Annotated in this window: 12 protein-coding genes; 4 read left to right on the forward strand and 8 right to left on the reverse strand. The window is 38.9% G+C overall.

Annotation, left to right across the window (positions count from 1 at the left end):
* Positions 1-328: 328 nt before the first annotated feature.
* Positions 329-1,984, reverse strand: a complete 1,656-nt coding sequence (locus BVH02_RS11970; protein ID WP_086501687.1) for a vWA domain-containing protein — start codon at positions 1,982-1,984, stop codon at positions 329-331.
* Positions 1,985-2,629: 645 nt separating this feature from the next.
* Here BVH02_RS11970 and BVH02_RS11975 point away from each other — a divergent pair.
* The gene (locus BVH02_RS11975) at positions 2,630-3,418 is read left to right on the forward strand and encodes a LytR/AlgR family response regulator transcription factor (RefSeq protein ID WP_086501688.1); all 789 of its coding nucleotides are present in this window, start codon (positions 2,630-2,632) and stop codon (positions 3,416-3,418) included.
* Between the two features lie 570 nt (positions 3,419-3,988).
* On the opposite strand, the gene BVH02_RS11980 is transcribed toward BVH02_RS11975, so the two are convergent.
* Complete coding sequence (locus BVH02_RS11980) at positions 3,989-7,201, reverse strand: S41 family peptidase (RefSeq protein ID WP_240507422.1); 3,213 nt, start codon at positions 7,199-7,201, stop codon at positions 3,989-3,991.
* A gap of 967 nt (positions 7,202-8,168) precedes the next feature.
* Between BVH02_RS11980 and BVH02_RS11985 the strand changes: the two genes are divergently transcribed.
* Together BVH02_RS11985 and BVH02_RS11990 are read left to right on the forward strand one after the other, a co-directional pair.
* The gene (locus BVH02_RS11985; RefSeq protein ID WP_223271861.1) at positions 8,169-14,360 is read left to right on the forward strand and encodes a S8 family serine peptidase; all 6,192 of its coding nucleotides are present in this window, start codon (positions 8,169-8,171) and stop codon (positions 14,358-14,360) included.
* Between the two features lie 501 nt (positions 14,361-14,861).
* Positions 14,862-17,021: a tetratricopeptide repeat-containing sensor histidine kinase gene (locus BVH02_RS11990; RefSeq protein WP_086501690.1), complete on the forward strand. Its 2,160-nt coding sequence runs from the start codon at positions 14,862-14,864 to the stop codon at positions 17,019-17,021.
* A gap of 642 nt (positions 17,022-17,663) precedes the next feature.
* Here the strand turns inward: BVH02_RS11990 and BVH02_RS12000 are convergent.
* Both BVH02_RS12000 and BVH02_RS12005 read right to left on the reverse strand, forming a co-directional pair.
* Positions 17,664-18,395: a LytR/AlgR family response regulator transcription factor gene (locus BVH02_RS12000; RefSeq protein WP_086501692.1), complete on the reverse strand. Its 732-nt coding sequence runs from the start codon at positions 18,393-18,395 to the stop codon at positions 17,664-17,666.
* Positions 18,392-20,338: a tetratricopeptide repeat protein gene (locus BVH02_RS12005; protein WP_086501777.1), complete on the reverse strand. Its 1,947-nt coding sequence runs from the start codon at positions 20,336-20,338 to the stop codon at positions 18,392-18,394. Before BVH02_RS12005 ends, BVH02_RS12000 begins: the two co-directional genes overlap by 4 nt.
* A gap of 193 nt (positions 20,339-20,531) precedes the next feature.
* Between BVH02_RS12005 and BVH02_RS12010 the strand changes: the two genes are divergently transcribed.
* Positions 20,532-21,050, forward strand: coding sequence for a nuclear transport factor 2-like protein (locus BVH02_RS12010; protein WP_086501693.1), 519 nt, complete (start codon positions 20,532-20,534; stop codon positions 21,048-21,050).
* A gap of 283 nt (positions 21,051-21,333) precedes the next feature.
* Here BVH02_RS12010 and BVH02_RS12015 read toward each other — a convergent pair whose 3' ends face one another.
* From BVH02_RS12015 to BVH02_RS12030, 4 genes are all read right to left on the reverse strand, one after another.
* Positions 21,334-22,353, reverse strand: coding sequence for a bifunctional 3-deoxy-7-phosphoheptulonate synthase/chorismate mutase (locus tag BVH02_RS12015; protein ID WP_086501694.1), 1,020 nt, complete (start codon positions 22,351-22,353; stop codon positions 21,334-21,336).
* 104 nt (positions 22,354-22,457) lie between these two features.
* Complete coding sequence (gene trpA / locus BVH02_RS12020; RefSeq protein ID WP_086501695.1) at positions 22,458-23,240, reverse strand: tryptophan synthase subunit alpha; 783 nt, start codon at positions 23,238-23,240, stop codon at positions 22,458-22,460.
* A gap of 230 nt (positions 23,241-23,470) precedes the next feature.
* Positions 23,471-24,649, reverse strand: coding sequence for a tryptophan synthase subunit beta (gene trpB / locus BVH02_RS12025; protein ID WP_086501696.1), 1,179 nt, complete (start codon positions 24,647-24,649; stop codon positions 23,471-23,473).
* A 9-nt stretch (positions 24,650-24,658) separates the two neighbouring features.
* Entirely contained in the window at positions 24,659-25,312 is a 654-nt protein-coding gene (locus BVH02_RS12030; RefSeq protein ID WP_086501697.1) for a phosphoribosylanthranilate isomerase, read from the reverse strand.
* Positions 25,313-25,400: the final 88 nt, after the last annotated feature.

A 25,400-nucleotide genomic window follows, 5' to 3' on the forward strand; every position in this document is an offset into this window, starting at 1 on the left:
GAATTCATCACGGTTTGTCTATTCTGGCTATTTCTTCAGATTTACCCCCAACCACTTAGTTTAAAAATCTGAAGTCTGAAGCCTATTTGAATCTCATCGCCGATACAGAAATCATTAAGGCTTTAAGTACCTTTTAAAAAAAAGCAGAAGTCATCCTAAATATCGTTCAGGTCAACTCCAATACTTCACTCGAAACTTACAATTTTACAAAACGGTCTAATTAAAAATGGACGAAATCATTTTCATATTTTGACCAATAGATTTATCAAAGAAATGAAAAAGGAGGTTGATGATCACCAACCTCCTATCTAATTGAAAAATGTTAAAACTACCTTATGATAATGATGTCTTCTCCTTCAAAATCTGTCCCGTCCATTAACTGGCCTTTTATTTTGACTTTAATTACATCATCTTTAGAAACATTCCCTAGAGCCTCAGTAACTGTCTGAGCGTCAAACTTAATAGTTACATCCATAAACCCATCACTTCCCAAGGTATTACAAGCGCCGGATTCAAAGGGCTTTTCTACTAAGGGCTCATATGGGGTGGATACATCCTCATAGGCATTACGGATTGGAGAAACACCTTCTAAAGTAACTGTAGCCATGTTAATTTCAGTAACGTCAAAGTCTGCTGTCCCTAAAATTGCGGTAGGAATAACACCTTTTCTTTTCAATTGAATGGGATTTGGACAGCCACCGGGCTGCACATCAAAAGCAACATACACAACTGGTTCGGGAACAGTGATGGTTACTGACGTTTTCGCATATTCAGCACCATCGCCGACTAGGCAAAGATCAAATGTGTATTCTCCTGGAGCTGTACCTTCTGGAACAGTAATGGTGACATCAAAATCTCTTTCAATAGGCTCATTCAATACAATTCCAGTATAAGAACTGGGAGAAACACCTGTAAGCCAAGTTGAATAGGTTGGATCGCAAGTTTCAATACTTAAATCATCAATTTTATTCAAGCTTTCAGCAATGATATTCGCAATAAATTCAGCCACATCTGGGTTGCTGGCATCAAAGGGAAAAGCATCTCCACCTGTAAGTAGGGAGGCAGCTTTCCATAGTGCAAAATCATTACCCGCGGTTGAACCTGAAAACAAAGTGATTAAAGTATAACCGTTATCTTTTAATTCATTGATGGTTTGGACGAAGGCAAGATCATCGCCGCTACCCGCTACCCCATCCCTGCCAGGATCTGGGCCACTAGTAACTCCATTTACTCCTATCAGACCAAAGACATTACAATCATGAGGAATATTGTCCAACCAATAAATGGCGATCTTTTTTGAACCTGATCTCCAATTTATGGATTCATCATTGTATAATTCCCAAAGAGCTCGGGTGTAACTTTCCGGAGCATCATATCCGTTTTTCAACACTATGGAATTTATGCCGCTTTCAGTATTGGAAAGGTCAGAACTTAAATTTGCATCTAGGTTGTAGGGGTAATCAGAACCACTCCCATATATACTTCCATATCCACATCCACTAAAGCTACCATTATAATCCACCTGTGAAATCGCACCAAAATTCGTGTCGGGTATCAGGCTCCTGACTGCATTCATTATGTTAATGGAATTTGCTTTCGCTGTATTGAGCACAGCTCCCATACTTCCTGATACATCCAACATAAACATCACATCTCCCGAAGAAGGAGCCCCATTAATTTTTCCGGTAAGGGTTTGCGTATGGCTTTCTTCCGGCATAAGCGTTTCTTCGATCGGGGATTCCAAACTTGATTCCGAAGAAGATATACTTAAATTAAAATTATTTGATTTTGAATAATCCTTTAAAGGAACCAGAGAAGGTGGTGGATCTCCTTCGAACTGATTAGCAGACATATCGCCGGCAATTTGTTGGTCTAAATTTGAAACGTCTTTTTGCCCTTCAGTCAATTCCTGACAGGCCATAAATGCGAATAAGATAAAAAGACTGCCGCATATTTTTAAAATACTTTTCTCTAAATTTTTCATGTATTAGATAATTATGGATAAAAGAAAGAATAGTGATAAAAAGAATTATACCGACTTGCGCCAGACCTTCAGCAGTACTCCCTAACAAATCTTAAAGAATTTCGATTGGTAATCGAAAGTGATTGGAGCTGGTATGCTGTTCAATATTTGAATATATATTGAATTTACCCTAAGTACTTTTTTAAAAAAACAAAGAATGTACAGCTGACCTTTCATAGTTTCCCAATACTGCATATGGATGTATAAATGGTATTAAATACTGTTTTTTGTATATCAGACGAATTTTAATACTTGGAAAAGTATCATTATTGAAAATATATAGTAATTTAGAAATATCTTAAATCCAATAAGTGATTTTATTTATTACTAGTTTATACGTCATATTTTTGTAAAAATGCTTTTAGAGCCACTCCTATATTTTTCAATTTTATATGAAGTATAAACTATTTTATAACTATATCGGAATAGTTGTTAGGTCAAAGAGATTTTGAACAATAGTATAACCAAAAACTAAATTGACTATTCTACTATATAGTTCTATTAGAATGTAGATTTAATACTTAAGTGGTGTGTGCAGTCAATTCTGTTTGCTTCGCATAAAGATCATTTACAGTTAGTTTGTTATTTAGTTTTCAAATTTAAATTATGAAAGATCTTATTCGGATAATTAGTGTAGAAAGTGAAGCAGAAGTTTTGGAATCCTTAAAGCATATTCTTGAAAATACAATGGAAGGCGCCCAACTCCTAAAGAACTACTCTAGACCAGATAATTTTTTGCAAGATTGCAAAAGGGGTTTGCATGACTTTGATCTTTTATTTTTGAACTTTGAAATGTTTCCCTTCAAAGGAATAGAACTCATAAATGAAATGAAAAAGAACACACCTTTTCCTCATTTCGATATTGTTTTTTTAACTCTTAACAATAATATCACTTTAAATACTAACCAAAATCCTGATGTGGATTATCTTAATATACCCTTAATACCAGAAGAGCTTCAATTCTTCATTAAAAATTGGAAAAGAAAGAGATTTCTAAGTAAAGAACCATCACAAACCCAATTCCCGCAAGAGTTTGTAGAAAAAGCTAAAAAGGCAACAAATCAATTAGCTATTCCTACACTGGAAGGTTATGAAATCATTGATATTGATCAAATTATCAGGTGCGAAGCAGATCGGAACTACACTTATATTCACCAAATCGGTGTAAAAAAACCATACTTAATATCCAAAAATTTAAAAGATTTTGAAAAGGCACTCAGTCCAAATGGATTTTTAAGAATTCACAATTCACATTTGATTAATCCAATTTACATTAAGAAGATTTTGAAAGCGGATGGAGGTTTATTACAAATGGTCGACAGTGCTAAAATTAGAATATCCAGAAATAAAGCCTTAGCAATGGAAAAACTTTTCATCAACATAACAAGAATATGATCATTCACCAGCTTCATTACTGAATTACAGGCCGTGAAACTTGATTAACGGGTATATATCTTGCATTAGAGAAATTTAGAGCTGAAGTAGTTGGTTTTAGGGATAGTTCATGGCTCAGAGTTATCGTTCCATCTCCTATTGTTGGCTATTCGAGGAATCGGGAGAAAAATATGATTAACCCCAAGCTATATCCTTCAACTTGAGATTTTTTTTCAATTAGCCTTGCGCCACCACCCTAGGTCATGATAGCAAAAATGGAGAAATTTCTGTCGGTCAGCTAAAACTGTAGAATTGAATAAAGGTTACATAGAGCGCGATTCGCACATCAAAAGCAACAAAATAATCAGCATAGCAAAATTGAACATTAACGGAAATGACTCTATATTAAATATCAGGGATGGCATGGCTTTACTTTGGGCAATGAAAAATTTGCCAAATCACCACGCCACCACTAGAGATAGATTCAGAGTATCATCCAACCCGACTAAGACACTCTTTGTACCCTCTGGAAAACCTCCGAGATCTTTTAGGATAAATCAAAAAAAGACCTGCTTTCGCAGGCCTTTTCATTTAATTATTTCCTTTCTTAAAACTCTTATCCGGATAAGCCGGCGGCTGAGGAACAGGTCTAGGATCACCTTTGATCAATTCTTTCAAATGTTCGATTGCGGCATCCAATTGCGCATCTGATCCATCGAAAGAAGCTTTGGGCAAATTGATCACTTCAATATCTGGTATAAAACCAACTCCCTCTATCAACCATTCTACGCCTTGGTCATTATCCGCACCGCCCAAATTCTCTCCATAAACACCATTCATCGGCGCTCGTGCGATACCATTATCAGAAAGAGTATTGGAACCCGAAAGCCAAACTTCACCACCCCAAGTTCTAGCACCGATGGCTTTCCCCATGCCCAATCTCCTGAAGCCTTCAGCAAAAGCCTCCCCATCGGAAGCGGTAAATTCATCCACCAGCAAAACCAAATGACCACGGAATGCATAGGGCATATTCCAATAAGACTCGCCAGTTCTACCCTTCCAATAAAAGAATACCTCACGCATCAATTTCTCCAAAATGAAGGAATCGATATTTCCTCCGCGATTTTGGCGCACATCAATGACCAAGCCTTTTTTCTTAAATTGAGGATAAAAATCACGATACCATTGGTGGATATCTGTTTCAGTCATTGCACGAAGATGGACATAGCCCATGTCTCCGCCTGATTTTTCATCTACCTCCATTCTTCGCGTCCATTCCCACTCGTTGTATCTAAGGTTGGCTTCTGCTCGGGAAGAAATAGGCTTGAGAATTCGATCCGTTTTAGCTTTGCCCTCGGCTGTCAATAATGAAACTCGAATTTGCTTGCCCGCTTTGTCGCGTAGGAGCGCATAGATATCTGGCACTTCCATCACGCTTACTCCATCTATATGCGTAATGATATCACCTTCGGCTATGTTGACATCTGGATGCGAAAGTGGAGACATCTCGTCTGGATAATCTGGGTCAGATTGATAGATATGTGTAACTGTGTAACCATGTAGCTTTTCGTTTCGAGTCAATTGAGCACCAAGCATTCCGAAGCTAATATCATCTTCTCCATCCCGAAGATCTCCTCCTCTTACCGAAGTGTGGAGCACAGAAAGCTCACCTACCATCTCTCCGATTACATCTGAAAGTTCCGCTCTTGTAGTCACACGATCCACTAAAGGAAAGTATTTTTCTCGCATCCCATCCCAATCTACACCGTGCATATTTGCATCATAAAAATAGTCCCGCTCCATCCTCCAAGCATCAGTAAAGATCTGCTTCCAGTCTTCCCGAGGATCAATGGAGAATTTTACGCTGGAGAAATCGACTTTCGTTTTAGATAGATCTGTAACTGGAGAAGTCCCTAATTCCACAACAGAATACGTGGATCCACTTCGAACCAAAATATATTTGTTATTGAGAGAAACTGAATAGCTTCGCACATTTTCGATGAACGCTTTTGGCTCAGGATTATTAGAAATCATTGCCATCATCAAAGGCGCTTTCTCATCACCTCTTGCTCCACCACCATAGAATACGCCCATTCCAGGGCCTATCTCATGAAAATAAAGTGCTTTATCCGTCACAATCAGATTGGTGTAATTCCCCGCAGGTATCGGCACTTCACGAAGTCGCTCTAGCAGTCCAGCTTCCTCAATCGTTACCGTTACTTTTTCAGTCGCTTTATCCTTCTCTTTCTCTTTAGCAATTTCTAATTCATTGGAATAGAAGAATGGAGAAATCAAGTCTTTTTTCAGACCAATCTGATAAATTTTCATCTGCTTTTCCCAGAAAGGCTCCGGTTGTCGCTGCCCCCATGGACTGCTGATGACAGACTGGAAATTACGATCTGAAAGAAAATAAAGCCAATTGCCATCCGGACTCCACTGCGGACTCAAGCTGTTTGCCCGATCCGAAGTCATGGCGATTCGCTTTTTGGTATCCACATTAAATGCGTGGATTTGGGAGAATGTATTAGTTGCCGCTTGCACAAATGCGATCCATTTGCTGTCAGGTGACCAAGACATCCCATTGATATCTTCATCGGAAACCGTGATTTTAGTTTGATTTCCAGTGTTTTTGTCCAATATCCAAAGGATCATGTTCAGATCAAGAAATGCGATCTTGGACCCATCCGGCGAAGGAAGCATGTCAAATTTTAAGGTGTTACCATTCTTGGAAAGTTGTTTTCCCTGATCCATTCCAAAGCTGTTGTATTCGTGGATTTCAAATTCAGAACTTTCATCCGAAAAAGTCAAAATCGATTTTCCGTCAGGAGAAAAAATTGCGTCTCGATAACGTACCCCATCTTTTCGGCTGAGCCGAACAGTCCTTCCTTCTTTCGCGGGAATTGAAAAAACTCGACCTCTAGTAGTCAATGCAATCCGCTCTCCATCATTGCTGACGGCGATTCCAGTCAAATTATCCATTGGATTGTCAACCCATTTTTCGCGCAATTGATCAAAGTCTGAGACCAAAGAAATAGCCAAGGTCTTAGCCGAATTATCTCCAAGGCTCATTATTTTCAAATCTGCTCCGACACGATATACCAACTGATTTCCTGAAAGGGAAAACTCACGAACATCAAAGCTCGGCTCTTTAGTGATCTGGCTCATCGCTCCGCCAGTTTGATCCATCACCCAGACATTGACGATTCCATCACGAGAAGAAAGGAAATAGACTTTGCCCTGATGGGCGACAGGATGATGATCTTCGCCTTTGTAGTCTTGGGTTAGTTTTACTGCTTCGGCTACCCCAGAAGTGTATTTCCAGATTTGTCGAGCGGTACCGCCTTCGTAGCGTTTGGTCACATTGTTGTGGAAAGTTGGTCGGACGAAAAAGTAGGTTTGCCCATCTTCTGAGAAGCTACCTTCAGCGGCCATTTCCAGAGGCAAAAAAGATTTGGCTCCAGTTTCCATATTGATAGTCAATGTCATGAGTTTTGGAAGTGTCGCATATTGATTGGTGACGTAGCCGATTTCGGTTGCAGACTTCCAATCTATGGGGATCGAAGCTGCTGGCTCGTAGGTCAATCTTTTCGGCAAGCCACCTGCCATAGGCATCATATAAACCTCTGTAGGACCTTCATAGCTTGCGGCATAGGCCACCCATTTTCCATCAGGAGAAAGTTTGGGATCTGATTCATCTCCTGGATGTGAAGTAAGCCGGATGGCTTGTCCGCCCGAAATCGGAACTTTCCAAATATCACCTTCGGAAACAAATACGATTTGTTCAGCATTTACGTCTGGATGCATTAAATAGCCAGGTTGCGTTTGAGCTTGGCTAAAACTGACACTACAGCTTATCGCAAGCAGGAGAAAGATGTTTTTGAAATTCATTTTTTTTTACGGATTAGATACAAAAAATACAATTTTCTGTGAGTTTCAAATTGAAATTCCTATGAAACCCCTTATTTTCTACGGATAAGGATTTTATTGAAATAGAAAGATTTTTAAGTGCTATGCAAATTTTATTAGAATCACTTTTTTATAACTATTGATTCTCACAATAATCAAATGTAATTAAGTTAATCCCGATCGTTTTTTTCATCAACTAAATTGATCTCTTCTCTGATTTCTGAGGCCTATTTCGCAATAGAAATTTTTTCCTTTTACAAATTCTTATTCCTATGAAAAACCTAACCCTTGCCAATCGTGTCAAGTTATCGTAGCACCTTTCTAATAGTTTGCTTATTTAAGTAGCTTCAACCCCCAAGAAATTCATATAGAATTTCATTTCCATTGAACTCGCTTCTTCGCAGTTCATGGACTCAAGCATCTTTCAAAATAGGTTTGGAAAGAATTAAGGAAGCTTCGGACATTTTATTTATTGATTCGTCCAAATCAGTTTTTTGCTGTCATTGGGAATGTACTTCTTCAGTATTATATCTATAAAAAGAAGCTGATGAATTCTAGATAAAGTAGTATTAGTCACTTTCATTTCGCCTTTTTTAAGTCTTGGATTCTAAAAATTTCAGAAGCATCTCAGGTGATGTTACCTGAAACTCATTATTGCTGTGACAGTAAGAAAGTCTACCAAGAATAATTGAATTAAGTTGAAGAAGTGGCTAAGATGATTCAAGACTGAAAAAGGACTAAAAGTTCTTGGGCGAGTTTCAAATTTGTTGATAAAGATAAATTTTTTGGCGATTAAGGTATAACTCAGGTATTAACCAAGTTGCAAAGTGCTTTCCCGTTTTGACGTAATTAAAACTCTTTTGACATGAAAAATTCCGCGATGCGCACATTCTTCTCACTAAGCAACAATCTGCTTTTTCTATTATTTCTTTCTATAAATTTTTCTTATGCGCAGAATGTTCAATTAGAACAAGGTCAGAATGGAGGACTTAAAAATATTCCTGTAAGCCCCGTAAACTGGGCTACTGGAAACTCCAATAATAGTAATAGTCATTTTTTTGAAGGTCAATCCATTCCCTATCGCTTAACTATCTCCAAGCTGAAGCCTGGGAACCATACCGTGGAGATTGAATGGGACACACGTGAAAAAAACAAAAGCGCTATAGACTACATCACTAGTTATGATAGAATCTGCGAGCAGGTTATCCCCCATGCTGGGTCTCCTAGCTTTGGATTAATCTCTACACCAAATGGAATACCCCAACCCTCCACCAGTTTCAGCGAACTTTCTGAAACTGAAAAGAAAATTGCCATCTATGGAGGCACAATAGGTGAGATAAAATATGTCTTGCAGGAAAATAATTCAGGAACTAGCTCGATCACCAGAATACAAATATCATTTACTGCCATCGGCAGCAACGGAGCCAATAATACGGTTATCATAGCTTGGGGTGGTCACATTTCTAGTGCACAAGATTGGGGTGAAGGGAATTCTGCCTCTTCAATAAGTGGATCTCCCTATCATACTAGAGTAGTCTCACTAAATAGTAAATCAATGGGAAGCCAAAGTCGCTCTGTGCAAGCTGCTTCCGAGATGATTGATTTTGACACAGCCTGTGCCATTCAAGGCAAAATTGAAGTTTGTGATGGTTCCTCTGCCAGCTACACGGTGCCTTCTGGAAATTCCGCATATTTTTGGTCTGTATCTGATGGAGGGGAAATTATTTCAGGGCAAGGCACTAATTCGATCCAAGTAAATTGGTCTAACTCTGGAACAGTATCTGTCAACATAGAAAATCGAGGAGCATGTTCTCCAACACAATGTAGCTTAGATGTCACCCTCACTACACCTCCTGTATTGTCAGTTGTAGATGCGGTATTATGTAGCACCGAGAATGGAGGAAATACTGCAATTACTAATTTAACGAATTTTGCCACTGTCGATTTTGGCGAGCTGATTTTTTCACGAAATGGTCATGTAATAATTACTCCAGAGTCCATTTTGGTTAATAATGGTGACGTGATTGACGTTAAGGCAGTGGGTGGATGTGGCAACACAGAAGCATTTAAAGTAACGGTTAACAATCGACAGGTTTTCGGTATCTGCTCTCAAGGAAAAGTATATGAACTCATAGGTGCGGAATTATCTGCCCTCTACGAGATTTATGATAGGTCTCAAACAGTCGAAACAAATGAACTATTCTTTATCAGCGGAAACGAAGTGCTTATTGAAGTAATCTATGTAAAGGACAAGTTTGCTGAAGCAAAAGCGATAATTGAAGATTTAGGATTTGTTACTCCAACTGAAGAAGTTTTAAAACAAGACCCGAATTCATTAATTATTGCTGGATTTTTTCCTATAAATGCATTATTAGATTTAAATCAGTACCCAGAAATAATCAACTATGTACGTCCTGCTATCCCTCCTGTTGCAAATAAAGGTGCATCCACTACGCAGGGTGATAGAGTGATGCGCTCTAATCTTGTGAGGGCAGGATATATTCATTCTGAGGGAGATCAAGCTATTGACGGGACAAGCATTAAAATCGGAGTTCTATCGGACAGTTATGCCACGCGTTCAGACGCTGGAGTGAATACATTAGCAAACGATATTACTAATGGCGATTTGCCAGAGAGCCTCTATTTCTTAAGGGAATTGCCAAGCCGATTTGGAATTGGATCCGATGAAGGTCGTGCCATGTTGCAGATCATCCACGATGTCGCACCGGGAGCCCAGCTTGGTTTCCGAACAGGAATCGTTACTGCTGGAGATTTTGCACAAGGAATTCGTGATATAGCTGCAGCAGGAAGTGATATAATAGTAGATGATATTACCTACATCACCGAACCATTCTATAGTGATGGAAAGGTGGCAAATGCAGTGAATGAAGTTTCTGCCAATGGCGTTTCATATTTCACTTCTGCCGGAAATTTTGGGAGTAAATCCTTCGAAGGTGTATTTAATCCTGATAGTGGTTCGTCAATTGACTTACCGTTGAACAATGGTGAGTGGGCAGGACGAGGCAGAGTTCATCAATTTAGTGGTGGCAATACAACTCAATCCATTAAAGTTTTCCCGGGGAAAAATGGACCCGCTGTCTATATGATTGCCTTACAATGGGATGATCCACTCTATTCCTTTGACCAGACAGGTAGCTTATATGACCTTGATATTTATTTGAAAGATTTCGGTGTTCCTCTTTTTGGCTTTAATCGTAACAACGCCAACGGTGATCCAATTGAGATTCTTTCCTTTACTATTTCGGAAGAAACCACCATCGATCTTTTAATCGCAAGAGAATGTGAAAGTTGCACTGACCTTGATTCAAACACCGGTATCAAGTTTAAATATATTGTTTTCAGAGGCGAGCTTGATCCAAACGATCACAATGGAATAAATTCATCTACAATTTTTGGCCACGCCAATTCTAGTGAGGCAATGACAGTAGGTGCAGTACTTTATGCCAATACCTCAGTATATGGATTTGACCCAGCATTAGTACCTAGTGGAACCGAGCCGTTCACTGTTGCTACATTCTCTTCAAGAGGTGGAACAACTACCTCTGGGGAGATTCGCAACAAGCCTGATTTCACTGGACCAAATGGTGTGAATACTACCGTAAGCTTTGGAGCACCAAATTTAGAAGATGATAATTTTCCAAATTTCTTCGGTACCTCAGCAGCAGCGCCACATGTAGCTGCAATTGCTGCCTTAGTAAAGCAAGCCCGTATTAAGTATTATCCAGAAACCAATCCCGAAGATTGGATTGGCGGAGTTGGGGTCAGTTTGCCTGCGGATATACGAAGAGTATTAAAAACTACTGCACAAGACATGCATGAAGCTGGAGACGATATTAAGTCAGGGTCTGGCCTTATTCGGGCTGACAGGGCATTGCTTAAACTCGCCACACCGAATCCTGATAATATCCAGCTGGTTTATGATTCAATTATTAGCCCTGGTGAAGTTGAATTTGTGCTGAAAATTATCGGCACTAATTTATATGAAGGCTCACAAGTTTATTTACGGGATGAATTCTTGATCCCAACCTATTTGATTAATGATCAAGGCTTAGGATATCTTGAGGTGACAATCCCTCCATTCGAGGGTAATCCAGGAGTCACTGTAGTTAACAGTCCCATATCTGACAGCGAACTGGATGGAGGAACCGCTGGCCCCATATATTTCTTTGATATTGTCAAAAAAACCATAGCCATCCGTGCGGATGATATGACCAAAAAATATGCTCAAGTTATAGCTCCTTTTGTAGCAAGTGTCTATGAACTAGTGGATATCAACTGGGTAAAGAGTGAACTGACTCTGGAAGAAGTCGGCCTTACACTAAACTCCGATAATCTGGACACTTCATTGGAAACACTAACACTTTTCAGTCCAATTAGTGGTGACCTAGCCGAAGTGGGAACTTATACAATCACTGCTTCCCATTCACCTACGAATTTTGAATTCTCTGATTTATTCAACTATGTAGGAGTAGTTCAAGAGAATGGTGACCTACGCTATGACGGAATAAATGATGCCTTCGGCGATTATGGTCCAGGTATCATCACAGTTGAAACTTTACCGATTACCATCAAGCCTGTGGATTTGATAGATCAATTATCCATAGAATATGGGGCTTCAATAAGCGATGCTTTAAAATTCGAAGTAATCATAGCTGATGAGCTGATTGAGTCAGAAGGCTTGGTGAAAATAATCGATGTAGCAAGTTTAAAAAGCGATATACTCCTCAAATATTTCCAAGATCTTGAATTGGCCAAAAAATTAGAAGACAATAGTTTGCCTCTGGGTATTTTTAATGGCAGGACAATACTTAACAAAGATAGTTTTATTAACAAAAGCTTTATGGTCAGTGGACGTACGATTATCAATGGGCGCACAATAATCAACGGGCGTACCATCCTCAATGGTAGAACTATAATCAATTCCGCTTATGATGTCTCAGGGGAGTCCTTCCTTGAATACCTTGAAAATCAGGAAACTCAGGAACTAAAACCAGTGAGCATCAATGGCAGAACTATGATTAATGCTCGTACGATGATCAACGCAAGAACCATTGTCAATGGTCGTACGATCATCAACGGACGTACAATTATCAATGCGCGCACAATTCTAAACGGACGTACTATAATTAACTCGAGAACAATTATCAATAGTAGTGGAGGCGAAGTAGAAGGTACGGAAGATAATAGCTTAGTGATTTTTGGTGAAAATGATTTGGAAATTGCTGAGAAAGGCGAAAATGCAGAAATCGGGAAATATTATGATTTCGGTGCGGAAATCGGCGAAAATGATGATGATTTCAACCTAGAATTTTTCTCAATTAATATGGTAACTGGGACAGATGTTGGTCAACATTTTATCATTCCAGGGACTTTTGAATCTAGGAACTTTAGTGTATCCTATTTACCTGGAGACCTCAATATTACTCCTGCTACCCTTACTGCTGAAACAACAGCTAATCCAGATTTGATCGTGTACGGTGAAACAGCGCCAGAATATAAAACTGCATTTGCAGGATTTGAAGTAAGTACAAGTTTCCTTGATCCTAATGGAAATGAAGTGATCCTAGATGATGACGAAGAATCGGTAGTTGACACTGTTACTTATTCATTGCTTCTCGATGAGACAAACTTCGAAAGCACCGGTTTGATCTCAGCTGGTATTTATGAAATTAACCCAAGTGTTATTCTTAGTGAGCCTTCCAATTACATTATCGGTACCGTAACTAGAGGTACGCTGAAAGTAGAAAAAGCAACCCCCTCGGTATCTGTTACAGGTGGCTTATTTGAATATGATGGTCAACCTGTGGTTTCAACTGCATCAGCCTATGGAATAGGAGGAGAGGAAGATTTACTTGACATAGACCTAATTACCATAGAATATGAAGGAACGCTAGATACCAATTATGCGCCCACCATTACCCCACCTATATTTCCAGGTACTTACCGTGTCATTGCAAATTTTGTAGGAAATGAGAATTACAATGAAGCCAATTCAGAATATGCATCATTGGTGATCGTCGGATGCATCAATGTAGCTCCTGAAATACTCGGCTTTGAAACAGCCATGGGATCTGGAAATACAAGTAATTCTGCAACCATAAAAAAACCTGATAATACCCAAATCGGAGATTTATTGATTGTAGGTTTAATGTTCGAAAAAGGTCAAGCTCCTTCTGTATCACCTCCGGATAAAAACTGGGTACTTATAAATCGGGTGAACCAGGAAAATCAAGTTGCAATGATCACTTATTACAAAGTAGTAAAGAGCAACAATGAGCCGGAGACTTATGGGTTCCGAATCAATCAAGCACCGAAATGGAATATGGGAATCACCCGAGTGAGCGGTTCGGATATCTATCATAGTGATGGACCTATCGTTGCATTTAGTGGAGCATCTGGATCCCCAGATTTACTCGCCACTGCTCCTTCGCTGACAATTACAGAATGTAATACTATGGTGATGGTATTTTATGCCAATAAGAAAGATGCCACATGGACACCTCCAGTAGGGACAATTGAAGTTTATGATGTCCCTAATAACCAACAGGGATTGACTTCAAATATGATGTCATATTATATACAAACTGAAGCTGGAGAAACTGAGGAATTAATTGCTACTGCATCAATTAGTGACCATTGGATAGCTCAGGCGATTGCCATACGACCAATGTCAAACAATTTGGAAAATGCCAGACTAAAACCATTACCTATCGAAACTATCATCGAATTGCCGAAATCAGAAGAACTGTCGAATCTCTCGGGAGAAGAATTCCAAGGTGATATAATTGTCTATCCTAATCCGGTGAAAGACGTCCTCAATTTAAGACTTAGAGGTTATTTAGAAAATGCACCTAATATGTATTCTTTAGTGCTTGCTGATGCGCTTGGCCGAAGTCTTCCGTGGAAAGGCGAATGGCATCAAAAGGAAAGTCGTTTGGAGTTAGATTTCTCCCAAATGAAGGTTGGGCTATATATCATAAATATTCAAACCCAATTTGGTGTAAAAACTATCCGTATCATCAAAACTTCGCAGTAAGAGTTATATCATTTGAGTTACAAACAAGAATGGATTCACATCCATTCTTGTTTGTTTTTAGCTCAATTTGACAACTTGATAAAATTGGTTTTTTTAACTTCTAAATCTTGAAATATGGAGATTGCTGCTGCAAAAAAATGCTAATGCACAAGTTAAAGACATGGAATAGACTATTTGAAAGGACTTAAAATCAGAACTTTAAATAAAAAATTATCAATATCGTTTGGCTAAATTTGAACAAAAGGAATTGATATACTTTAATCGTTGAATTTAATTTACGAATATCCGCTTTTCTGCAAGTGGTGATACCTAAGCTGTATTGGGTTTGATTTTCGCTTACACTTAGGCCAAATTTGTCATCGGTCTGCTGTCGCCTGGCTAAGCAAAGCAAATTAGGCTACTGGCAAAGTAGCGGATAATCAGAATTTACTAATTACAGGTTGGATGAGTTTAGAATACTCTCAGTCTGATTGAGAAAAAAATCAGTATATTCTTAGCTATATGACGACTTATATACAACTACTTTTTTTAGTATCATTATCTATTCCACTTGGAAGTGAAAGCTACGCCCAATCTACCAAAGCGGATAGTTTATTTTACATTACTGAAAAGACAAATAATGACAGCGTAAAAGTTATACATTATTTAGACTTGGGGCTAGAACTTTTTAGTTCAGACATAAATCGAGCAATCAGTTACTTTGATGAAGCTATTCGATTAGGAAATAAAATACACTACAAAAAAGGCTTGGCAGATGCTTATAATGCCAAAGGGAGGGCAATCGCCCAACAAGGTGATTTCTTGGAATCCATTGTGAATTTTCAAGAAGCATTAAAGTATTTCCATGAGATTAATGATAGAACAGGAGAAGCCAATATCCTAAGTAATCTAGGCTCCATTTATTATATGTTGGGGAATAGCACTAAAGCTTTGGAGCTACATTTTGAATCCCTTAAGATTTCAGAAGAACTTGACAACAAATTAAGAATAGGGACTTCATTTAATAACATCGGAACGGTTTACCTTAAAAACAGAAGCACCATAAATGATGCTTTGTCTTTCTTCAAGAAATCCTTGGAGGTGTTCCAAAGCATACAACAGGAACTAGGAATCGCCACTGCGGCAATGAATATAGGGGAAGTATATTTTTTAAAATTGAATTATGATTCCGCCATCTACTTTCATGAAATGGCTTTAGATCTCTGTGATGAAACTATTGATGCTACATTTCCCCTCACACAATTAGGAGAAATTAACTCCACATTGGGCAATTTTCAAAAGGCATATGATTTTCACAGGCGCGCTTTAGCAATATCAGAGAGATTGGATGCCAAATTTGAACTGACCCAAGTTCTCATTGGATTGGCAAAGACTCAAAAAAAACGAGGCAATTTTAATGACGCTATTATTTCTTTTGAAAGAGCAAAATTACTGGCAAAAGAAATTGATGCAAAAGATGAATTGGTGGATGTGTATTTAAATTTGGCTGAGACCAGAGCACTTGTTGGAGACTTTATGGCCGCCTACGAAAATGAGGTCAATGCAAAGTATGTGAAGGAGGAAATTGCAAAAACCAGTACAGCACGAATGATTGAACAGCTTCAATATGAATTTGAATTGAATAAAAAAGAAGCAGAAATAGCACTTCTACAAAAAGATACCGAATTAAAAAATGCAGCAGTATTTAATCAAAGGATACTCATATTTGCTACTTTATGTGGTTTGTTTATGTTTCTTGTAATCAGTATTTCACTGTATAGAAACAATTTGGGTAAACAAAAAGCAAATAAGCTGCTTCAGAGACAAAAGGAAGAAATTCATGCTCAGAGGGAAAACATCGAATCCGCTTATGATCAACTGAAGTCAACTCAATCACAACTGATCCAATCTGAAAAGATGGCTTCTATGGGTGAACTTGCCTCAGGAATTGCTCATGAGATTCAGAATCCGCTGAACTTCGTGAATAACTTCTCTGAGGTCAGTAGAGAACTGATCGAGGAAGTGGAAGAAGAAAGAGCTAAAAACCAAGGAGCAAGAGATGAGGAATTAGTTTCTGAAATCTTGAGTGATCTGAAAGAAAACCTTTCCAAAATCAACCACCACGGTAAGCGCGCCGGCGATATTGTAAAAGGCATGTTGGAGCACAGCCGCAGCACAATTGGCGAAAAAGTAGCCACAGACCTCAATGCTTTGGCCGAATCATATTTAAGACTGTGTTACCATGGGCTACGAGCAAAGGATAAGTCCTTCAATGTAAATTTTGAATTAAACCTCGATTCTAACCTTCCTGAAGTTGAGATCATCCCTCAAGATATCGGAAGGGTCTTAATGAATCTTATTAATAATGCTTTTTATGCCTGTGCTGAGCGAAGTCAGAGTACGGCAAGTGAACCCATGGAGGGTTATAGACCACTCGTTACCATCTCTACCAAAAACCTAGGCGATAGAGTTCAAATAGCAGTCAAAGACAATGGATCTGGCATCCCCGACACTATCAAAGGCAAAATCTTCCAACCCTTCTTTACTACCAAGCCTACTGGGAAAGGAACAGGCTTGGGCCTATCTCTTTCTTATGATATCGTGAAAGCGCATGGAGGAGAGTTGAAGGTGGAGAGTAAGGAAGGGATTGCAAGTGAGTTTAGGATTTTGTTAATGATTTGACAGATTCAGAAGGACAGGTTTGAAACCTATCTTTCCTCTACAAACCTCCTCCCCCGATGCTAAATTTATTTTTCTGGAAACATCCTTGGGAAAAATTTAAGCCATGTTCGGACACTATAGATTCTACTTCGTCCAAAATAGTTTTTGATTTCAACTATAATTTAATTCATTGACAAAACGTTTTCAAAACGATCTATATAATCTTTACAAATATATAAGCTTTCAAATTCCAAAGTATTATTATGCTTTTGCTCAATCCAATATCATAAATCGAAAAGACAGCAGTAGTTTTTTTTAATTAAAGCCACTGACAATTTAGACTACATTTTTTTTAAGGGTGATTACATTTTTTAATTAATGCTAGTAGTAATTAACGTTACTATTAGCATTGATTTTTAATTTGATAGAACCAGAATGTACAATGAATATTTAGATGCACTTTACCTTTATCGGACAAGTTTGAAGCCGCAGGAGGATGATACTTGAGAGTTACTGTTTTAGAAATTACTACAAAGAAGTGTTTGGCAGTTTTAGGGTTTAATTGACCTAGGTTAGCTAAATCGAGTTTAAAGGGTGAGAAACCTAGTGACATAAAAAAACTAAGCTATTTTAGTATTGATTCCTTAAAATTTTTACCCTCTACTAAACCTTATTCACCAGTCTTAACAAATCCTCCTTGTATTGCTTCCCAATAGGAATGAGCTTTCCTTTCAGCTCTACACTAGAATCGGTGACAGCATCGAGTTTGGAAAAGTTGACCATAAAAGAACGGTGAATTCGTACAAATCGCTTAGGATCTATTTTATCACAAAACTTATTGAGCGGACTTACGATCATATAAGACTGTTGTGCTGTGATGATTTTACAATAATTGCGTTCGGCCTCTACCCACAGAATATCATCCAGCATTACTTTGATCAACTTATTATGGTTGCGGATGAAAATTCTGTCGTCATAAACGTCACTCCCTTGTTCCATGAAGGAAATAGTTGCTGAAGTTTCTTTTATTCTTTCCCTTACCAAGGCAATTGTTCTTTCTAAATTCTGTTTCGTAAAAGGCTTGGAAATAAATGCAAAAGGATGAGTCTCCTTTGCTTTTTCGAAGGTGGCATCATCCTCGTTTGCAGTAAGAAAAATCAAAGGAATATCTAGAAATCTATGTATTTCATGTGCGGCATCTATTCCGGTAGTTTTTCCTTTTAGATGTATATCCATCAGAATAATGTCCGGCTTGGACTCCAAAGCATGATGGATAGCCTCCTCCCCTTTGGTTTCTATCCCGGTGACTTCATAACCAAGTTTACTCAGTTGCAAACTGATATTTGCGGCGATAATCATATCATCTTCGACGATCAAAATTCTAGTTGGGCTCATGCTGCTTTGTTAAGTACAAATTCAAAGTTAAACTCAGTCCCTGATTCGTTAACTAAGGTCATTTTCCCATCCAGCTGCCTTGTTAGCAGGCTTATCAACTCCCTTCCAAATCCAGTTCCCTGCACAGGATAATTTTCCACGATACCTATACCGTCGTCAGATACTTTCAAGAAAAGGCTTCCTCCTTTTTCAACTAAGCTGACGCAAATCTGGCCAGTTTGCTGATTAGGAAAAGCGTATTTAAGCGAATTAGAGATCAATTCATTGACAATTAAACCAATAGGAATTGCTGCTTCCACGTCCAATTCCAGAGAATTCATTTCTACAGAAAACTTGATTCGACCCGAAGCATCAAAAGTATCTAAAATGAATCTCCCCAAACCCTTAAAAAACTCTTTCATCTTCACGTCTTTCAGGTTGCCTTCTTTGTACAAACTAAGGTGAATCATTCCCATACTTTGAACTCTAGTGTAAGTTTCCTCCATGATCTGTCTTAATTTGGGCTCTTCGATTTTGGCAATCTGAAGGGTAAGTAAGCTGGATATCGTCTCCAGATTATTTTTGACACGATGATGGATTTCTTTCAGTAGAAACTCTTTCTCTTCATTCTTTTTTTCTAAAAGTGTACTGTATTTTTTCTTTCGAAGGAAAACTCGGTAGAGTAGAAATAGAATGATGATCAACACCCCTGCAAGTGTCCGGTAGAAGATCTGTAGAATCCGCTGACTATCCAACTTGGCTTCTTGTAATTTGATTGTATTTTCCTTCTGTGTCACGTCCATTTCAGTCTGAAGTAAGGCGATCTGCTTTTCGGCTTCGCCGGTAAAAACTTCCTTGCGGAGTTCGTCAGATTTTCTAGAAGCGACAAGAGCCATTTGAAATTCGCCGTAACCTTCATAGGATTTGCTCAACTCTTCATAGACAAGGCTTAAGTAAAACTTATCGCCAAAATTTTCTCCAACCGCATCAATACTTGTTTCTAAAAAATTAGCAGCCTGCAAATAATCCCCTGAGTCATTATTCACCTTCCCTAAGGCCATATAGGAACGCATGATCATAAACTCATTATTGAGCAATTCTGCATAGCGAAGAGCTTCTAAGCCAGATAGCTGAGCCTCCGCATAATCACCCATTTTTGTTTGTAAATTGGCCAAAGCTATGAAGGTGTCACTAAGATTATTATAAAAACCATAGCGCTCCCCCAATTGAGCTGAATGTTGGAAATACTGTAGTGCCTGCTTTGGCCGTTCCAGATCTACAAGAAATTGCCCCACTAGATGAAGTGTGAAATCATAATCCAGATCTTTGAGGCCTCTTTTTTCAAATAGCTCAAGAGATTTTAATCCATAATTTAAGGCAGCATCAAATTTGCCTTGCTTCCAAAAAAGGTTGCTCATATCTGAATAGGCCATAGCGATCGCTTTATTGTCCCCATACTTTTCTCCTATCTCCAGTGTTTTGGAGGCATAAACAAATGCTTCTCCTAGCAGTCCCTTTCGCTCATATACATAGCTTAAATTTGTGTAAAGTAACCAAGCTTCACTCTCAGGTATTTTCAGAATCGCTTCTCTGAGCACATACTCTGCCAGTTGCAATTCCTCCATCCGCAGTAATATGGCACCTTGCGACACCATTAATCGACCCTCCCAATAGAAATCCTTTTTCTTTCTAGCTTCTTCCAAACCCAATTCTATATAATCCAGCGCTACATTTAAATTTCGAGTATGATAATAATAGCCAATGTCATTGAGGACCTGTAATCTGAGGGGAGAATCTTTTGGTATTTCATAGACAGCTTTTTCTAGCTTTTCGAGGTAGTCAGACTGAAAATCATCAGTATCTACAAAGACTTCTTTGTATTGAAAAAATCCATTTCTTAATTCAATCTGCGCAAATCCAGAGGTAGAAATGAGAATAAAGCTCAGTAAAAAAAACTTCTTCATTTCTAAATGTAACATTTTGATCTGTTTGAAAACCAGATTATTGTGTTTAAAAATAGCAATAGGAAAATATTTTGGGCAGATAGGAAAGTTTTAAGCCACGTTCATACCAATCCATTTTTATAGATGCTTGTAGAAATCCAACTTATATAGAATTAAGTCAATTGAACATTCTTACCATTAAAACCATAAAACTATGAAGAGGCTTCTTTTCTTTGCTTTGATCCTTTCGTCATTTGGTTGTACTACCGAAACAAGGTATACCCAGCAATCTCCCGAGATAGATATTTTCAAATCCATTATTGGAAATTATGTAGCTGGAGAATGGAATGAATACGCAGCTCATTATGCAGATGGAGCAGTGATTTTCTTTAATGTCACGGAAGATTACCCTTCCTCTATCCAAGAAATTATCGCTGGACAAAAGCTGAGTATTGAACCTCTATCAACCTATTCTTTTGACCGAGATGAGGAAGAATTAGAGATGGTAATGACGGACGAAGGCGAAACGTGGGTCAATTACTGGGGCTTATGGAAAGGAACTATTGCGGCCAATAATAAAACTTTCGAAATGACGGTGCATATCACTTCCCAGTTTGTAGATGGAAAAATCGTAAAAGCTCACGGCTATTGGAACATCGCTCCATTGCAGATGGAGCTAATGCAGATACAAGAAGCGGCAGCAACTATAGCTGAGGAAGAAACGCTTGATTAAAATAAACTAACAAACTTTTTACTCCCAGAAAGAATTTCAACTTACGTATTGGGCTATCTACTGAGGATTATTTTTTGGTGATTATGTCACTTTCAAAGTTTCTATTTACTGGATATGGTATCTATTCCAGCTTTTCGAACTGGGTTTAGCTTTTTTAAGCTATAGCCTTATTTGGAAAATTGATATCTCAATCGATTGCGATCATTGCAAAAACTCTGCGCCAGCTGCAGATAAATACTATGCATAAAAAAAGCCAGCGTCTCCACTGGCTCTAATTTTTTCATTATAATAAATCAAATCCTTTTCGCATCGCAAAGCTCTCTCTGATCCAGCCTGCAAGTCTTGCACTTTGTGCAAAATCCAGTGTCTGCTGTCCGTCGGAATAGGCTTTCTCCGGCACTTCATGCGATTCGTAGATAATCCCGTCGGCTCCTGACATCACTCCTGCCAAAGCCATCTGAGGAACGTAAGCTCTGATTCCAATTCCATGTGAAGGATCAACAATCACAGGTAGGTGGGATTTCGCTTTCAAGATCGGAATAGCATTCAAATCTAAGGTGTTTCTAGATGCACGCTCGTAGGTACGTATGCCTCTTTCGCAGAGAATCAATTTTTCATTTCCTCCCGAGAACACATACTCTGCAGACTGCAAAAGTTCTTCGATCGTACCAGAAATACCGCGCTTGATCATTACTGCCTTGTCTACTTTACCAAGCTCGTCCAGCAAATTAAAGTTCTGAGAGTTTCTCGCTCCCACTTGATACACATCCACGTAAGGATACATTTCTTCTATCTGGGAAGTTTGCATCACTTCGGTGACAATCTTGATTCCTGCTTCGCTCGCGATTTTATGCCATAGCTTTAAGCCCTCCAGCCCCAAACCACGGAATGCGTAAGGGCTTGACCTAGGTTTGAACACGCCACCACGCATCATTTTAATGTCATTTTCTACGCAGTGAGCTACCACAGCACGGATTTGCTCTTCTGTCTCAATGGAGCAAGGCCCGGTGATCACAGCCATTTCTCCTTCTTTGATGAAAATTCCATCGCCTAAATCCACGGAAGTTGGCTTGGCTTTCCACTTTTTGGAAACCAATTTGTATTCGTCAGAGACAATGTGAATGTCAATAATTCCGTCCATGTTGCCGATTTTACGGATATCGAATTCCTTTTTACCGATACCAATTAGATAAGAACCCAATTGGGTTTTTACTTCAGTGGTTTTATAGCCTACTCCATTGACCTCAAGGATCAATTTGTCTTTTTGGCTGTCGGAAATATCGGGTTGAAGTTGGATGATCATATTTATTTGTGATTTGCGAAGTACGATTTACGAGGCCTTCTGTAGAGTTAAGTTTATTGGAATAGGTTAAGATTGAGTATAGAAAATTTTCGAATTTTCAAATCTTACAATTTTTCAATAATGACTGATTGAATATATGTCTGAATGTCTTCATTTAAGCTTTTTGAGCTTTTTACGGTTTTGATGAATGCAGAGCCGATGATTGCTCCATTGCTATTTTCGGAAGCTTTGGAGAACGTTTCAGCATCTGAAATTCCAAAACCTATCAGTCTTGGGTTTTTCAAATTCAATGCCTGTACTCTTTCGAAATAGGAGACTTGCTCTTCTGTAATTCCTGATTTCGCGCCTGTGACTCCATGAGATGAAACCATGTAGATGAATCCACTGGTGTTTTCATCAATTTCTTTGATCCGCTTTTCGGTAGTTTGAGGTGAGATCAAGAAGGTGTTCACCAAGCCATACTGCTCGAACAATGCCTTGTAATCATCTAAATATTGCTGCATTGGCAGATCTGGAAGTATCAATCCATCAACTCCTACTTCTTGGCATTTCTTGCAAAATGCTTCCATACCATACTGCATGATAGGATTCAAATAGCCCATCATCACCACGGGAATGTGAATTTTGGAGCGAAATCCTTTGAGTTGTTCAAATAACTTTTTCAAACTTATCCCATTTTCCAAAGCAATCATATTACTATCCTGAATCGTAGGACCATCTGCGATAGGATCAGAATATGGGACGCCAATCTCTATAATATCTGCTCCTCCTGCCTGAATCGCCTCCATAATCGGAAGTGTGTCCTCTAGCGCAGGAAAACCTGCCGTAAAGTAGATCGAGAGCACACGGCTCTTTTTGCTATTGAATAAGGTATGTATTCGGTTCATCTTGATTTGATTGGAAAATTGAAAGATTGAAAAATTGGAAGATTAGGTTGAAAGGTTAGAGAGTTGTTTGGTTGGAAAGTTTGAGACTTCATCATTTAATATTAGAGATTCTTCATTCATTATTTTTTCAGGAAAAGAATGAATTCTAAAATTATAGTCGAGAATCAATTTGATCTTGTGTATCGTAAATCGAAATTCTCAAATTCTATTTCTTACTTGATACTTACAACTCAGTAATTTCCCCATTTAATGTAGGTTTCCAGATCCTTGTCTCCTCTTCCGGAAAGATTGATAACAATCACATCATCCTTGGAATATTCGATCAAATTCAATGCATAAAGTGCGTGAGCAGATTCTATGGCAGGGATAATTCCTTCAAGCTTGCTGAGTTCAAAGCCTGCAGCCATTGCATCTTTATCTTCTACAGCTACGAACTCACCTCTTCCCACATCAAACAAATGCGCATGAACTGGCCCAATTCCTGGGTAGTCTAAACCTGCTGAAATCGAATGTGGCTCTACCACTTGTCCATCTTCTGTCTGCATCAATATCGTCTTCGATCCATGCAATATCCCTGGAGTACCCAAAGCCGTTGTTGCAGCGGACTTACCTGAATTAACTCCCAATCCAGCAGCTTCAGCAGCTACTAATCGTACTTCAGGTGTATTGTAATAATGGTAAAAAGCCCCAGCAGCATTTGATCCTCCACCCACGCAGGCGATCACGATATCCGGATTTTCTCTTCCTTCTTTCTCCTTCAACTGCCATTTCATTTCCTCGGAAATCACAGACTGAAATCTCGCTACCATTTCTGGATATGGATGTGGCCCTACTACAGAACCGATAATATAATGTGTGCCAACTGGATCATTGATCCAGGCACGCATGGCTTCATTGGTTGCATCTTTAAGCGTTTTTGAGCCTGAAATCGCAGGAACTACTTTGGCTCCCAAGATTTTCATGCGTTCCACATTGGGATGCTGACGAGCGATGTCGATTTCACCCATGTAAACAGTGCATTCCATGCCCATCAGTGCGCAAACTGTAGCCGTAGCCACGCCATGCTGACCAGCGCCAGTCTCAGCAATAATCCGCTTTTTGCCAAGCTTCTTAGCCAAAATAATCTGACCAATTGTATTGTTCACCTTATGAGCTCCGGTATGACAAAGATCTTCGCGCTTGAGGTAGATTTTGGCACCGTGCTTTTCAGAAAGTCGGGAAGCAAAATACAGCGGCGTAGGTCTGCCTACATAGTCTTTCAGCAAACCTCTGAATTCGTCCTGAAACTCGTGTGAAGCCATGATTGCCTCGTAGTTTTCTTTCAGTTCTTCGATATTTGGGTGCAGCATTTCGGGGATGTAAGCTCCGCCAAACTTGCCGTAAAAACCCTTTTCATCTACTTTGATCATTTCTTGTAGTTAGTTATTGGTTGCTGGATGTTTGTCAATCCCAAGTAACCCATTCTTAAAACTTTTCAGTTTTTTTATATTCTTCAATCCAGGGGCATCTTCAAATTTGGAATTCAAATCCACTCCCACGAGTCGCGGTAATCGATGTGCCAAATCCATAATCTCCTCCATACTTTCCTCATCCAATCCTCCACTCAGTAAAAATCCAACTTCAAAGGGATAGCCTTCCAGCACATCCCAATTGAATCTTTTCCCAGAGCCCCCGTGCTCGACGGTTGCAGTATCAAATAGAAAGTATTCTACCAACCCCACATAGTCTCTCAATGTTTCCCAATCGATGCTTTCTCCTACTGAAATAACTTTCCAAAGTTTCTTGCCAGTTTTCAACTTCAACTCCCGCACATACTCCGGGCTCTCATTTCCATGAAGTTGAATTGTGGAAAGCTTAAATTCATCGATTTTATCTAGGACAAAGTCAACGGACTCATTTACAAATACTCCAACTTTGGGCACTTCTACTACTTGAATTGACGCTGCAAAATCATCGGATACATACCTTGGGGACTTCGAATAGAATATCAAGCCCATCCAATCAGGCTTAACTTCTTGGATCAGGTTGTGGATATTTTCCGCTTCCCGCATTCCGCAGACTTTGAATTTCATGTGTTTATTATTTGATTTTTTATAGGCCAAAAAGCCTATGTCTAACGTCAATACATATCATTTCGTGATACGTATCCTCACTGCTGTC

This window comes from Algoriphagus ratkowskyi (genome assembly GCF_002150505.1).
Lineage (GTDB): Bacteria > Bacteroidota > Bacteroidia > Cytophagales > Cyclobacteriaceae > Algoriphagus > Algoriphagus ratkowskyi.

What these genes read in the sequence shown, in the direction of transcription:
- BVH02_RS11970 (WP_086501687.1), bottom strand. Translation starts at nt 1,984, where the DNA reads ATGAAAAATTTAGAGAAAAGTATTTTAAAAATATGCGGCAGTCTTTTT.
- BVH02_RS11975 (WP_086501688.1), top strand. Translation starts at nt 2,630, where the DNA reads ATGAAAGATCTTATTCGGATAATTAGTGTAGAAAGTGAAGCAGAAGTT.
- BVH02_RS11980 (WP_240507422.1), bottom strand. Translation starts at nt 7,201, where the DNA reads ATGCATCCAGACGTAAATGCTGAACAAATCGTATTTGTTTCCGAAGGT.
- BVH02_RS11985 (WP_223271861.1), top strand. Translation starts at nt 8,169, where the DNA reads ATGAAAAATTCCGCGATGCGCACATTCTTCTCACTAAGCAACAATCTG.
- BVH02_RS11990 (WP_086501690.1), top strand. Translation starts at nt 14,862, where the DNA reads ATGACGACTTATATACAACTACTTTTTTTAGTATCATTATCTATTCCA.
- BVH02_RS12000 (WP_086501692.1), bottom strand. Translation starts at nt 18,395, where the DNA reads ATGAGCCCAACTAGAATTTTGATCGTCGAAGATGATATGATTATCGCC.
- BVH02_RS12005 (WP_086501777.1), bottom strand. Translation starts at nt 20,338, where the DNA reads ATGAAGAAGTTTTTTTTACTGAGCTTTATTCTCATTTCTACCTCTGGA.
- BVH02_RS12010 (WP_086501693.1), top strand. Translation starts at nt 20,532, where the DNA reads ATGAAGAGGCTTCTTTTCTTTGCTTTGATCCTTTCGTCATTTGGTTGT.
- BVH02_RS12015 (WP_086501694.1), bottom strand. Translation starts at nt 22,353, where the DNA reads ATGATCATCCAACTTCAACCCGATATTTCCGACAGCCAAAAAGACAAA.
- trpA (WP_086501695.1), bottom strand. Translation starts at nt 23,240, where the DNA reads ATGAACCGAATACATACCTTATTCAATAGCAAAAAGAGCCGTGTGCTC.
- trpB (WP_086501696.1), bottom strand. Translation starts at nt 24,649, where the DNA reads ATGATCAAAGTAGATGAAAAGGGTTTTTACGGCAAGTTTGGCGGAGCT.
- BVH02_RS12030 (WP_086501697.1), bottom strand. Translation starts at nt 25,312, where the DNA reads ATGAAATTCAAAGTCTGCGGAATGCGGGAAGCGGAAAATATCCACAAC.